The 13,000-nt window shown below is 68.4% G+C and carries 12 protein-coding genes; 4 read left to right on the top strand and 8 right to left on the bottom strand.

Annotated features, from left to right (window positions below; genetic code table 11):
- Positions 1-215 precede the first annotated feature (215 nt).
- Positions 216-1,172, top strand: a complete 957-nt coding sequence (locus tag ACYVE7_RS17730; protein WP_460365828.1) for a DUF6528 family protein — start codon at positions 216-218, stop codon at positions 1,170-1,172.
- A 25-nt stretch (positions 1,173-1,197) separates the two neighbouring features.
- Positions 1,198-4,395: a fibronectin type III domain-containing protein gene (locus ACYVE7_RS17725; RefSeq protein ID WP_460365827.1), complete on the top strand. Its 3,198-nt coding sequence runs from the start codon at positions 1,198-1,200 to the stop codon at positions 4,393-4,395.
- A gap of 109 nt (positions 4,396-4,504) precedes the next feature.
- Here the strand turns inward: ACYVE7_RS17725 and ACYVE7_RS17720 are convergent, their stop codons facing one another.
- From ACYVE7_RS17720 to ACYVE7_RS17695, 6 genes are all read right to left on the bottom strand, one after another.
- A complete protein-coding gene (locus ACYVE7_RS17720) occupies positions 4,505-4,828 on the bottom strand; it encodes a hypothetical protein (protein ID WP_460365826.1) in 324 nt (107 codons plus the stop codon).
- A 29-nt stretch (positions 4,829-4,857) separates the two neighbouring features.
- Positions 4,858-5,187 carry a hypothetical protein gene (locus ACYVE7_RS17715; protein ID WP_460365825.1) on the bottom strand — a complete coding sequence of 110 codons (330 nt, stop codon included), beginning with the start codon at positions 5,185-5,187 and terminating at the stop codon, positions 4,858-4,860.
- A gap of 38 nt (positions 5,188-5,225) precedes the next feature.
- Entirely contained in the window at positions 5,226-6,395 is a 1,170-nt protein-coding gene (locus tag ACYVE7_RS17710) for a helix-turn-helix domain-containing protein (protein ID WP_460365823.1), read from the bottom strand.
- Between the two features lie 62 nt (positions 6,396-6,457).
- Positions 6,458-7,084, bottom strand: a complete 627-nt coding sequence (locus ACYVE7_RS17705; RefSeq protein WP_460365822.1) for an HAD family hydrolase — start codon at positions 7,082-7,084, stop codon at positions 6,458-6,460.
- A 66-nt stretch (positions 7,085-7,150) separates the two neighbouring features.
- The gene (locus ACYVE7_RS17700) at positions 7,151-9,646 is read right to left on the bottom strand and encodes a DEAD/DEAH box helicase (protein WP_460365820.1); all 2,496 of its coding nucleotides are present in this window, start codon (positions 9,644-9,646) and stop codon (positions 7,151-7,153) included.
- A gap of 38 nt (positions 9,647-9,684) precedes the next feature.
- Positions 9,685-10,509 carry a patatin-like phospholipase family protein gene (locus ACYVE7_RS17695; protein ID WP_460365819.1) on the bottom strand — a complete coding sequence of 275 codons (825 nt, stop codon included), beginning with the start codon at positions 10,507-10,509 and terminating at the stop codon, positions 9,685-9,687.
- A gap of 78 nt (positions 10,510-10,587) precedes the next feature.
- Between ACYVE7_RS17695 and ACYVE7_RS17690 the strand changes: the two genes are divergently transcribed.
- Positions 10,588-11,235, top strand: a complete 648-nt coding sequence (locus ACYVE7_RS17690) for a TetR/AcrR family transcriptional regulator (protein ID WP_460365818.1) — start codon at positions 10,588-10,590, stop codon at positions 11,233-11,235.
- Here ACYVE7_RS17690 and ACYVE7_RS17685 read toward each other — a convergent pair.
- Complete coding sequence (locus ACYVE7_RS17685; RefSeq protein ID WP_460365817.1) at positions 11,183-12,193, bottom strand: LolA-like protein; 1,011 nt, start codon at positions 12,191-12,193, stop codon at positions 11,183-11,185. The two genes, ACYVE7_RS17690 and ACYVE7_RS17685, sit on opposite strands and share 53 nt — an antisense overlap.
- 73 nt (positions 12,194-12,266) lie before the next feature.
- Positions 12,267-12,761: a carboxymuconolactone decarboxylase family protein gene (locus ACYVE7_RS17680; RefSeq protein WP_460365816.1), complete on the bottom strand. Its 495-nt coding sequence runs from the start codon at positions 12,759-12,761 to the stop codon at positions 12,267-12,269.
- Between the two features lie 84 nt (positions 12,762-12,845).
- Here ACYVE7_RS17680 and ACYVE7_RS17675 point away from each other — a divergent pair.
- A partial coding sequence (locus ACYVE7_RS17675) for an ABATE domain-containing protein (protein ID WP_460365829.1) occupies positions 12,846-13,000 on the top strand: 155 nt, incomplete at its 3' end.

Below are 13,000 nucleotides of genomic sequence, written 5' to 3'. Positions count from 1 at the left end.
ACGTCTTGATGATCCGCGGCCGAGTGACCACGCCCTCCGCCACCGCCGAGGTGGAGGAGGAAGCGAGCAGAACCGCCGCAACAGCGGCCCCAACGGTGAGCGCCTTCATGGGCAGGACCGTAGCACTCGGTCCGACATAAGTGGATCTTGTGGGAGATCATCATTGATGCCTATTGTTCACCCCTGTGCCTCCTAAAGATCATTTGAGAAGGGCTGTGTCGGCGGCGGCCTCGGTCGTACTGACGCTCGCCACCTGCTGGGCCGTGCTGACGGTCCACAGCTCCCCGGCGCTCGCCTGGGCCAACGGTTTCGTCGGGGCGGACCAGAGCCCTCATCAACGGGACCCTAAGGACGAGTTCAACTACCTCCGAGTCTTCAGCTCCAGCGGGAACGAGTCCTGGAGCCTGCAGCTCGGCAACGACAGGGGGAGCTTTACGAACGTCAACGAGGTCAAGCCCCGCATCTACAGGAACGAGAAGGTCTTCCTGGTCACGGCCTCCGGTGGAGCCGCCAGGATCTTCCGGGTCGGGCCGAAGTCGTTCTACGCATGGAACCCGGGCATCTCGGGCAGTACCAATCCGCACTCCATGGAGGTACTGCCAGGCAATGTGCTCGCGGTGGCCGCGACCAAGGAAAACAAGATCCACTTCTATGGCTACGAGGACGGGAAGTCGAAGACCAGACCTTCCAGCAGCATCAGCCTCAAGGACGTCCACGGCCTTCAGTGGCATCCGAAGTCCAAGAAGTTGTGGGCCATCGGCGAGGGCTCCAAGGCGCTGATCTCGATCACGGTCGAGGGGACGAAGAACCCTAAGGGCACGGTCAAGTCGAAGGCGGACGTCACCGGCAAGGGACATGATCTGGCGACCCGGTTCGGGTACCCCGACGAACTACTGGCCTCGGCCACCTACAACGCCTACCGCGTCAAGGGGGGCAAGCTCGTCCGCGTGATCCCGTCGATGTCGATCAAGTCCGTGAAGGCGATAGGCAACTTCCGGGGACCGACCTGGCTGACTGCCATGACCATCGCGCCCGACGACGTCGGCGCGGACGCCGCCCAGATCCGCTGGGCCGAGAGCGGCGAATGGTACGGCTGGGCCGGGATCAGCAACCGCACGAACAAGTTCTACAAGATCCGCCCTTACTACGACGGCAACTACAACTACAACTAGGCCTCCCGGAGTCATCGTGTCACGCATGTCCCGCAGAGGCCCCGTCCCGCGGAGGTCCGTCCAGACGGCCACCGCGGCGGCGATCGCCCTGCTCCTTCTGCTCGCCACCTTCATCACGCTGCGCGGCAGTGCCAGCGCCGACGCGGCTGGCGCGGCACCTGGCCAGCTCCAGACGACGCGCGTCCAACTCGTGAACGGCCTGCTCATCCAGGCCAACGCCACCGAGACCGTGACGGTCACCGGGGTCGGTGGGCTCCCTGCCGAACACCTTGAATCGGTCCTGCTCAACGTCCAGGCGAAGGGCAACTGGTTCAACAACGGCGAGCTGCGGATCTATCCGTCGGACGCCGCCGAGCACGCCGCCACGTCGGCGGCCTACAACCCGAACAACTACTCCAGTACGAGCCTCGTCACCCGGATCGGGACCGACGGAAAGATCAAGGTCACCAACCGCGGCGGCAACGTGGTCCGGATCAATCTGGACGTCCACGGCTTCACCAGGGATGACGCCGCTGTGGTCGGCGGCACGTTCGTGCCCCTCAACCCATCACGCGTCCTGTCGAACCAGAGCATCGCTCCGGGCGGTAACTTCGAGCTCCACCCGCTCGGCCAGGGCGGCGTTCCCGCGACCGACGTCCAGGCGGTCGCCGTGACGTTGACGACCAAGAGCCCCGCCGACAGCGGAACCCTGCGGATGTACGCGGGCGGCGACGGTTACCCGAGCGACGCTGATATCGACTACCTCCCGAACACCTTCTCCACGGTGCACACCGTCGTGAAGGTCGGCACGGGCGGTGTCGTCAACATCCACAACTTGAGCTTCGGTGCGACGGCAGTCTGGGTCGACGTGCATGGCTACTACGCGGTCAATCCGGCCGCGGCCAACCGCGGCGTGCTCCGCCCGGTCTCCCAGTCCCGGATCTACACGAACGTGTCGATTCCGGCGAACGGCTCCTACCAGTTCGCACCGCTGGGCAAGGGCGGCCTGCCCACCTCGGCGGCGACCAGTGCGGTCATGCTGGGCCTCACCGCCTCCAGCACCGTCGGCGGCATCCTGCGGGTCGTACCGAACGGGGTTGTTCCGGGCGTCAACCAGACGGTGTCGTACCTCGCGAACAAGCCTACGACGTCCTCTGTGACCGTCCGGCCCGGCACCGACGGCAAGGTCACCATCGCCAATGCCTCGACCGGCGCGGTCACCGTGTCGATCGACGCGATGGCCTACTACGGCGTCGCCCCGTCCGCTCCGGTGCTGTCGGCGTCCCCGCTGGCGTCCGACGGCGACGCGATGAGCGTCCTGGCCAGCACCACTCCCACCATTACCGCCAAGAGTACCGATCCTGACGGCGGCGACCTCGCCTACACCTTCGAGATCGCACTCGAGGGCACCACGACCGCGATCGCCACAGGCACGGCTACCGCCGCGGCTGGGCAGAACGCCTCCTGGACGGTTCCGGCCGACGTGCTCCGCAGCCCCGGCACTTACCTGTTCCGAGCCAAGGCCACCGATGCCAGCGGTGCCTCGGCCTACGGTTTCTGGGTGCGGTTCGCCGTGGATGCCACGGTCACTCCGGCCGAGTTGGACGTCAGCGTGGCCGATCCGACGAGCCTGGTGCTCTCCGGCGTCGTCAGCCGGGCATCGGACCGAGACATCGAGGCTCGGTTCTACATGTTCGACAACGCGGGTAGCGCGGTCGGCGCTTCTCCACTGGGCGTAACCACGGCGGCCGGCGGCACCCGTGCGGGACTGCGCGTGGACCCGGCGTTGCTGACCGCCGGCCAGACCTACAAGTGGCAGCTGGAGGCCTGCGCCGAAGGGGTCTGCGCGCCCCGTTCCGAACTGCAGACGTTCGTCGCTCCCGGGCAGGGCCCGCAGACGCAGACGCAGACACTGGTGATCGGCGCGGCACAGATTCCCGCAGCATCGGCCGTCGTCGGTGCGACCGCGTGCGCGGCCGCACCGTGCGTGCTCACCGCTGGCGCCAACGTGGCCCTGGGCGGCGTGGACGATGCGGAGTCGGTCTCCCGGCTGAAGTTTGACCTTTCGGCGATCCCGGCCGGAGCGAAGGTGAAGTCGGCGGTCCTGTCGCTCGGCACCCCGTCGTGCGGCCAGTCCTGCGGCGCGGACCGCAAGGTCGGGCTGTACGATCTGATCCACGATTTCCCGGCTTCTCCTACCGGTCTCGACGTGCTGCAGGGCCTCTCGACAGAGCCGATCACCTCGGGGCCCGCCGCCCCGTCCTCGATCGACATGACGTCGCTGGTCTCCTCTTCGAGCGCGCTCGCCGCCCTCGGGCTGGCAGTGCGGGCCACACCGGGCACGGCATTCGGCTATCCGGCGAGCGGGGTCACGCTGACGGTCACCTACGACCCGGCTGGGCTGCCCGCGCAACTCAGCGCGGTCGAGGCCCGTCCCGGGGACGGCGGCCTACTAGCAACCTGGAGCCCACCCACGGACCTGGGCGCCGACACCGTCGGCACGGGCTTCGACGTCGAGGTGCTGAACGGCTCGGGCTCCGTGGTGGCGCAGAACACCACGGAGGATCTGAGCATGATCTTCCCCGGGCTCACCAACGATGGCCAGTACAGCGTACGGGTCCGGGCGAAGACGGAGTTCGGCGTCGGCCCCTGGGTGCAGTCTGCCGTCGTGACGCCCAAGGTCGTCCCCGGTGGGGCGCAGCAGTTCGTCACCGCGGTCGAGCAGTTCACTACGGCCCGCCAGGGTGTGGTGGACGGCACTTTCCCGGACCTGGCGGCGGCGCTCGCCGCGAGCCCGCTGGGATCGTTGTTCAAGGATGCGCTGAACGTGGCTGCCGACGGTCTCCTCGCCGAGAAGCAGGACCTGTCCGACAGCGGGGTCACTCGCGTCGACTCGTCCTTCTCGCTCGGCGGCAGTCTGGTCACCTACGACCAGAACGCCGGGACGGTCACGGTCCGCATAGAGCTCACCACGACCACGACCGACGAGGTCGTGCTGCTCGATCCCGACGAGCAGCAGACCGGACCAGCCACGGAGACGCAGACCGTGGACTACGTGTTCAAGGTCGGCGCGGCGGCCGCTCCCTCGGGCGCGTTCGGGCCAACGGTCCAGTCGGCGACCTCAGTCACACCGGTCCTGGCCGTCTTCCAGGACGGTGACGACGTGGACGCACTCGACGACGCGACTTCGTTCGCCGGAGAGCAGCAGGACGTCGACCAGGGCGCGGGGCTGCTCACCGAATAGCAGCTTCGAACGACGGCGAGAGGCCGGTCCAGGGAACTCAGATCCGCGGACCGGCCTCTCGTGTCGTGCAATGTCAGCGGCGCACGACCAACTCGTCCAGTGCCTCGCCCTACTCCGAGAGCGGCGGCACCGCCAGCACATGCGCTATCCGCTCAGCCGCCCGCATGACTTCCACCGCAGGGCACAGCGGCTCCAATTCCGGCGGAGCGCCACGGATCGCGCCGGACCAAGCCCAGAACCACCACAGTTCTCCCGATGTCCGCCGCTGGCAGCGCACTTCCTGGTTGAGGCCGGGATGCAGCGCCTTCCCCGCACGTGTCACCCCCTCCGGCTCACGGACGTTCCGTGCGATCAACGCCATCCCGTCCACGGCGACCACGAGGCCCGCCGCCCGCAGCCTCTCAGCGAGCATCCCCAGCAGGGTTTCGATCACTTCAGGGACTCTCTCGTCCGCCACAGCCATCACGCAATCCGTTCGTCCAGGACCTTCGCGCGCTGGATCTGCTGGCGAAGCTGGCGCTCGAGGTCCGCGACGCTCTGCGTGTAGCCCATCGGCAGCGTGACGCAGAGACCGGCGTCCTCCTCGGCCCGGCTCAGGGGGCGGCGCCGGGTGCACATCAGGTCCCCAGGCTCGCCGTCGCTGCGGCGTCCACGCTTGAACTTCCATTCGTCGCCGAACTCGGCGATCAGCTGTGCTTCGACGATCTGCTCATCGGATTCGGACATCAGAACCAACTTCTCGCGTACGGCCTGCGAGGGCGCGTATCCGTTTCTGTTGTTACTGATGTTCACCGGCTGCAACGTTCACGGGTGACACAGCCTGTGTCAGTTCAGAGTGCTCGCGACCATTCAACGAACCCGAGGAGCTGTTCGGCCGGCGCGAGGTGGAGGCGCAGCAGCGTCGCGAGCGTCTCCTTGACGTGTGGGTGCTCCCTTACGTGCTGGGGAGCGATCTTCCGTGCTGCTTGGAGCGAGGCAAGGGACTCGTCACGCTGGCCGAGCCAGAGCTGAGCGCGAGCGAGATCGATGAAAAAGTGGGAACGGCGCTCTGACGGCAATGTGGCTGGAGGTGCCCAGTCTGCGGCGGCATGGACGGCTCTGGCGCCGTCGCCGAGCTCGACGGCGAGGGCGACCTCATGTATCCGGACGGAGGCTGGTCCGAAGGCGGTTCCTCCGTAGACACCCTCACGCAAGCCCTCCGCGAGGCGACGGGCCTCGGCCATGTGTTCCAGCGCGAGATCGGGATCATGCTGGAGCCTCGCGGCGACGACGGCCGCGCGCATGTGGAGAGCGCCGAGCGCCGCCGAACCGCCCTCGACGCCGTCCGGCGGCGCGGCGGAGATCGCCCGTTCCAGAGCCCGCAGCCCCGGCGCGAGGTTCTTGTTCGCGAAGAACGTCTCGGTCCTGACGTAGGCCACCGTCGAGGCGAGAACGGGATCGCCAACACATTCCGAAGTCCAGCGCATCAGCTCGATGATCCGCCCGGAGAGATCGTGGTAGCCGAACTTGTAGGCCACCGCGTCGGCGGAGCGGAACGCGCTGATGAGGAGGTGGGCGAGTTCGGTTCGATCGTCGGGGGCGCTCGTCAGCGTTGCCCGGGAGAGTTCGACCACGAGTTCGGGGATGGATTCCGCGAGGGCAGAGTACTGCGCGGACAGCCTTCGCTTCGCAGCCGTGGCGACGGCGTCCTGAAGATCGGGGAGACGTCGGACGGGGCCGTCTTCGGGAGCGTCATGGCAGTCGATCGCGGCGCGAATCCGGGGCATGGCCGCGTGGACTCTGCTGTCGGTCGCACGACGACTCCCGGTCAGACGTTCGGGCTCGACGTCTAGGGCATCCGCCAGAGCGAAGACCATCTGATCGGTGGGGTTCCGCTGTCCTTGCTCGAACTTGCGCAGGGAACTCAGCGAGATGTGGGCGGCGTCGGCGAGCGTGGCCTGCGACAGCCGGCGTGCCTTGCGCAACCCCGCGATGCGTTCGCCTACGTGGTGGGAGGACATCGGGCACTCCGATCGTGAATCATCTCGGAATGTACTCCTTCGGTCACTCCCTGAAAGCCGAGTTACGAAGTTGAGGCGAGCAGCGGAACGAGATCGAGGAGACTCTCGATGCGGTAGTCGGCCCTGGTGTCCGGATCGTCGGCCCACAGGTATCCCCAGGGGCCGCGACGGATGAGCGCGGTCCGCAAGCCGAGCCGCGCCGCCGCGAGGTCGTTCTGCTTGTGGTCGCCGACGTAGAGGATCTCCTCAGCGGGAAACCCGGACCACTCGACGACCTTGGCGAAGAACTCCGGTTCGGGCTTCGCAACGCCCCACTCGCCAGAGGTGGCCATCGCGTCGATCGGTAGCTCGAATCCTCTGAGGATCTCCGCCGCACGGGCCGTCTGGTTCCCCGCGACGCCGACCCAGAATCCCCGTTCACGTAGGGCGGTGAGCGCGGGGCGAGCATCCGGGTAGAGGTCCTTCTCGTCGTAGGCTTCAGGGGAACCCTCGGCCTCACGCTGCTGCCGCGCCTGCGCGACGTCCAACCCTGGCCGTACAAGTCGGAGAGCATCGGCGTTGTCCCTGCCGAGCGCCGTTACCGCGCCCACGAGCGCCGACAGGGTATGCGGCGGAACCCTGAGCCAGCTCGCCCAGGCCGCCCACTCACGGGTGTCATCGAGCAGCGTCTCACCGACATCGAACACCACGGCCCTGATCATGAGGCCATCACGGAGTCACACTGACCGGCCAACACGTTCAACTCATCCTTACTGTCAGTCGAGGCGGGTGAGGTTGGAGATGTGGAGGATGGCGGTGCCGGATTCGTCGGAGGCGGCTAGGTCGATGTCGGCGGTGAGGAACCAGTCGTGGTTGCCTTCGGGGTCGTGGAGGGTTTGGCGGGCGTGCCAGACGCCTGGCTCCTCGGTGATCTGGAGGAGTTTCGGGCCACGGGCGTCGGGGTCGGTGAGGATCTCGGGGTGCTCGTCGTAGTAGTCGAGGAGGGCGTCCTCCCAGTCGTCGCGGGACCAGCCGGTGTCGAGATCGGCGAGAAGGTCGTAGCGGCGGAGGGCGGCCAGCTCGACATGGCGGAACATGGCGTTGCGGACCAGGACACGGAACGCGCGGACGTTCGCCGTGACGGCCGTCGTGCGCTCCTCGATGGCCTTGTCCGGATCGTCGGTGGGGTTGGCGAGCTGCTCCCACTCGTCGAGCAGCGACGAGTCGACCTGGCGGACGAGCTCGCCCAGCCACTCGATGAGGTCCTGGAGCTCGTCGGTCTTCGCGGAATCCGGGACGGTCTGGGCGAGCGCCTTGTACGCGCCCGCCAGATAGCGGAGCACGATCCCCTCCGACCGGGCCAGCTCGTAGAACTGGACGTACTCGGAGAACGTCATGGCCCGTTCGAACATGTCGCGGACCACGCTCTTCGGGCGGAGCGGATGGTCACCCACCCACGGGTTGCCGCGCGCGTAGATCTCGTAGGCGCCGTCGAGGAGGTCTTCGAGCGGCTTGACGTAGTCGATCTCCTGGAGGAGCTCCATCCGCTCCTCGTATTCGATACCGTCCATCTTCATCTCGGCGACGGCCTCGCCCTTGATCTTGTTGAGCTGGGCGGCGAGGATCTGGCGCGGGTCATCCAGGGTCGCTTCGATGACGGAGACGACGTCGAGCGGGTAGGCGAGGGACTCCCGGTCGAGGAGTTCGAGGGTGGCCAGCGCGAACGTCGACAGCGGCTGATTGAGGGCGAAGTCCTGCTGGAGGTCGACGGTGATCCGCGCCCACCGGCCGTCCTCGTCGGGGACGACGAGCTCCTCGACGATCCCGCCGGCCTTCAGCGACCGGTAGATCGCGATGGCGCGGGAGATGTGACGGCGCTGCGCGGCCCTGTCCTCGTGGTTGTCGGTGAGCAGCTTCTTCATGGCCTGGAACGCGTTGCCCGGCCGGCTGATCACCGCCAGCAGCATGTGGTGGGAGACCTCGAACCGCGACTGCAGCGGCTCGGGATCGGCCGTCTGCAACCGCGTGAAGGTCTCCTCGTCCCAGGAGACGAACCCCTCCGGCGGCTTCTTCTTGACGACCTTGCGGAGCTTCTTGACGTCGTCCCCCGCCTTGAGGACGGCCTTGTGGTTCTCCACGATGTGGTCGGGCGCCTGGCAGACGACGTACCCGACGGTGTCGAAGCCGGCCCGTCCGGCCCGTCCGGCGATCTGGTGGAACTCGCGGGCGCGCAGCCGCCGCACCCTGCGGCCGTCGTACTTGGAGAGCGCGGTGAACAGCACGGTGCGGATCGGCACGTTGACGCCGACGCCGAGCGTGTCCGTCCCGCAGATGATCTTCAGTAGCCCGGCCTGGGCGAGCCGTTCGACCAGCCGCCGGTACTTGGGCAGCATCCCCGCGTGGTGCACGCCGATCCCATGCCTGACCAGCCGTTCCAGGGTCTTGCCGAACTTCGTGGTGAACCGGAACCGGCCGATCAGCGCCGCGATCCGCGCCTTCTCCTCCTTGGAGCAGACGTTGATGCTCATCAGCGACTGGGCGCGTTCGATCGCCGCGACCTGCGTGAAGTGCACGATGTAGATCGGCGCCTTGTTCTCCATCAGCAGATGCTCGATGGTCTCGTGCAGCGGCGTCAGCTTGTAGGAGTACTCCAGCGGCACCGGACGCGTCGCCGACCGCACCACGGCGGTGGGACGGCCGGTGCGCCGCGCCAGATCCTGCTCGAACATGGCGACGTCGCCGAGGGTCGCCGACATCAGCAGGAACTGGGCCTGCGGCATCTCCAGGATCGGGATCTGCCAGGCGACGCCCCGCTCGGGCTCGGCGTAGAAGTGGAACTCGTCCATGACGACGAGCCCGATGTCGGCCCGGTCGCCTTCCTGGAGGGCGATCGCCGACAGCACTTCGGCGGTGCAGCAGATGATCGGCGCGGTCGGGTTGACGGACGCGTCGCCCGTCATCATCCCGACGTTCTCGCTGCCGAACTGCTCGACCAGGTCGAAGAACTTCTCCGACACCAGGGCCTTGATCGGCGCGGTGTAGAAGCTGCACTCGTCACGGGCGAGGGCGGCGAAGTGGGCGCCGGCCGCGACCAGCGACTTCCCCGAGCCGGTGGGGGTCGCCAGGATCACGTTGGCGCCCGTCACCAGCTCCATCAGCGCCTCTTCCTGCGCCGGATAGAGGGCGATCCCCCGATCCTCCGTCCAGGAGGCGAACGCCTCGAACGCCTTGTCGGGGTCGCCGTCCTTCGGAAGCAGATCTGCGAGGTTCACCCTGCCATCCTCTCAGGCCATCCCCTCAGGCAATCCCCTCACGACGACCAGACGGCGCCGACCGCCGCGACCGACGCGGGGGCCTGGGCGAGCCCGGCGGCGAAGGCCGGCTTCCACAGCGAGGGGTCGAGGACGTCGACGCCGAACACCTCGATCGCGGCCCGGTCGGGGCCGACCGTCGCGACCTTCGCCTCGCCGAGCTGGGCGAGTTCACGGGTCAGGACGCCGCGGGGTGTGAGGTGGGCCATCGGCTCGATCACGACGACCCGGTCGGCGCCCGCGGCGAGGTGGGCGTTGGAGATCGAGTGGACGCCACCGTCGATGTACCGGCGGCCGTCGATCTCGACGGGCGGGAACACGCACGGCACGCAGCAGGACGAGGCGACGGCCTGCTCCAGGGGCACGCCGGAGTCCGCGTCCCAGATCTTGAAAGAGCCGTCCTCGGCGTCCACCGCGGTGATCTTCAGGGGGCGGGCGGGCCAGTCGGTGCTGGGCAGCCGGTGGGCGATCTGCGCGAGCCGCTCGCCGTTCCCGGTGACCTCCAGCGCGAGCGCGCCGACCCTGCGCCGCGCCTCCACGGGCGCGAGGTTCTTGTCGTACATGAGGGCGAACGCGGTCAGGACCTTCTCCATGTCGACGACCGCGGCGGCCACGCCCGCCTCGGCCACGGCGACCTTCTCCACCAGGTCCGTCAGATCCGCGCCCTGCGCGACGACCGTGCCGACCACGGAGCCCGCCGAGGTTCCCACGATGAGGTCGGCCGTGGTGAGATCGACCCCTGCGTCCTTCAATCCCGTGATCAGCCCGGCCGCCCAGCCGATGCCCGCCACGCCGCCGCCGCCCAGAACCAGTGCTGTCGTCATGCTGTTCAATCTATTAGCCGCCCAAGCTAGTTAGCCGCCCAAGCTAATTAGATACAGGCCGTCCTGTATGTTCGACGGATGGTCGTGACCCGCCGTACCCAGGAGGAGCGCACCGCCACCACCCGGCGGGCCCTGCTCGACTCCACCGTCGCCTGCCTGGTCGAGTACGGCTATCAGGGCACCACCACCACCCGGGTCGTGGAGCGGGCCGGAGTGTCGCGCGGCGCGCAGGTCCACCACTTCCCCACCAAGAACGACCTGGTCATGGCGGCCGTCCAGCATCTCGCGCAGATGCGCGCCGAAGCGTTCGTGGCCAGCGGGCTGGCCGCGCTCCGCGCCTCCGACGACTGGATCGGCGCCGCCCTCGACCTCGTGTGGGAGGTCCACCAGGGCACCCTGTTCGAGGCGTCGATGGAGCTGTGGATCGCGGCCCGCACCGATCCGGAGCTGCGGGTGCAGGTCGCCGGGTTCGAACGGGCCGTCACCGGGACCTTCGTCGAGCTCTGCCGGACCTTCCTCGGTGACCGCGCCGACGACCGGCAGATCCGCGACGACCTCTACGTGGTGCTGGAGACGGTGCGCGGGCTGCGGCTGCTGGCCTTCATCCACCCCGCCGAGCAGCCCGCCCTGGACCGCCGCTGGGAGCGGTCCAAGACCAGGCTGCGCCGGATGCTCACGACGTGGGCGGCGGAAGCCCGGGCAGCGACGGCGCCGGCTCGGGACTGAACGGCGCCGCCGGGCCCCGTCCGGGATCCACCGTCGTCATCGACGGGCTCACCGTGACCGTCTCGGTGACGGTCGGTGCGGGCGCGGTCGTCGGCGGGGCGATCGGCGCGGTCGAAGGGCCCTGGCCGATCTGGTCGGCGGGCGGCGGAGTGATCACGATGTTGGCGCCGTACTCGCTGATCGTCATGGTGGAGGTGGCGTTCACCTCGCCGGTCTGCTTGGTGGTGACCTTGCGGGCCAGCCCGTCGTCGTCGATCCAGACGGTGAAGGCGATGACGTCATCTGCGGCGTCGCCGAGCTGGTTGAGCGCCTTGTCGGCGCCGGGCTGGCCGAGCCGCGCGACCAGCGCGTCCTTCACGGCGATCCGCCCGGTGTACCGGGTGGTCTGGACGCCGTTGACGCCCTCGCGGCCGTCGGCCCTGATGCCACTGGCGGCCGCGAGGGTGCGGGTGACGACGGACGGGTCGGCGGCCTGGCCGATCTGTCCGGCGAAGTCGATGCCGGAGGCGGCGTCGATCTGATCACTGCTGATCTTCATCCAGGAGCCGCCGCCCGGCGCGTTCGGGGTCCGGACGTAGAGCCCGGAGCCGTCGACGATCGCGTTGACGGGCCCCGCCTCCTGGCCGTTGACCGTCACCTTGGTGTAGTCGGCGGACGCGGCGAAGCTCGGCCGGTAGGTCGCGCGGACGGTGCCCTCCAGCACGACCTTGGTGCCGCCGGTCTCGGCCACCGTGCTGATCTGCGCGACGGCCGAGCCCTGCTGGCGGGCCTTCAGCGCGGCCTGGGTGAGCGCGACCTTCGCGGCGTTCTCCCAGCCGGACGTCACGGCGGGCCCGGTCGTCCCCGGCGCCAGCGTCGGCGTCGGATCGCCCGGTGCGGCCAGCGCCGCGCCCCCTCCGGTGACGGCGGTGAGCGTCACGGCCGCCGCGGTCAGAACCGTCCTCAGTTGTCGCCCCATACCAGCGAGCCTGCTCGCTGCCCTCCCAGCGGAACCCCCCAAGAAGACAAAGAGGACATAAGCCAGATTTTCCCTACGGGACCGGCCAGTCGTTCTCCGTCCCCGCCACCTTGTTGACGTAGTTGGTGAGGGTCTGCAGCGCCACCATCGCGACGATCTCCAGCACCTGCTCCTCAGTCCAGCCCGCCGCCAGCACCGCCGCCGGATCGACCGCGCCGCGCGCGTCGATCAGCGCGACCGCGAACGCCACCGCCGCGTCCTCCTTCGCGTCGGCCGAGCCCCCGGCCTTGGCCGCCTCGACCTCCGCCGCGCTCAGCTTCGCGATCCGCCGGCCGAGGAAGGTGTGGGCGGCCACGCAGTAGCCGCAGTCGTTGGCCGCGCCGACGGCCAGCGCGATCCGCTCTCTGGTCGGCCTCGGCAGGGCCCCGCCGTCCAGCGCCCCGGACAGGCCGAGGTACCCCGACAGGACGACCGGCGCGTTCGCCATGACCTTGGTCATGTTGGGCACCCGGCCCATCCGGGCGCCGACCTCGTCGAGCAGCGGTGTGTTCTCCACGGGCGTGATCATCCAAGGCTCCTTATAACGGGATCTTGCTACTTGTCCCGTTATAACATAACGCCAAGAGAGAGTAATACCCGTTAGAATGACGGGATGGAAGATCCGCTGGCGCTCCGCTTCGCGAGCACGCTCAGGGCCGGGCGGGGCGGGCTGAAGGACGCGCTGGCCACGCCGGAGGCGGCCGCCGTATGGCTCGCCGAGCACGTTCCCGGCGCGGGGCCCGCCGACCACTCCGGGTTGGCGGCGCT

The sequence above is a fragment of the Actinocorallia lasiicapitis genome (assembly GCF_054778695.1).
This window is presented reverse-complemented; position numbering and strand designations above follow the sequence as displayed.

Excerpts from the sequence above, each read along its gene's own strand:
- ACYVE7_RS17685 (WP_460365817.1), bottom strand. The coding sequence starts at position 12,193 with ATGGGGCGACAACTGAGGACGGTTCTGACCGCGGCGGCCGTGACGCTC.
- ACYVE7_RS17680 (WP_460365816.1), bottom strand. The coding sequence starts at position 12,761 with ATGATCACGCCCGTGGAGAACACACCGCTGCTCGACGAGGTCGGCGCC.
- ACYVE7_RS17690 (WP_460365818.1), top strand. The coding sequence starts at position 10,588 with ATGGTCGTGACCCGCCGTACCCAGGAGGAGCGCACCGCCACCACCCGG.
- ACYVE7_RS17710 (WP_460365823.1), bottom strand. The coding sequence starts at position 6,395 with ATGTCCTCCCACCACGTAGGCGAACGCATCGCGGGGTTGCGCAAGGCA.
- ACYVE7_RS17695 (WP_460365819.1), bottom strand. The coding sequence starts at position 10,509 with ATGACGACAGCACTGGTTCTGGGCGGCGGCGGCGTGGCGGGCATCGGC.
- ACYVE7_RS17725 (WP_460365827.1), top strand. The coding sequence starts at position 1,198 with ATGTCCCGCAGAGGCCCCGTCCCGCGGAGGTCCGTCCAGACGGCCACC.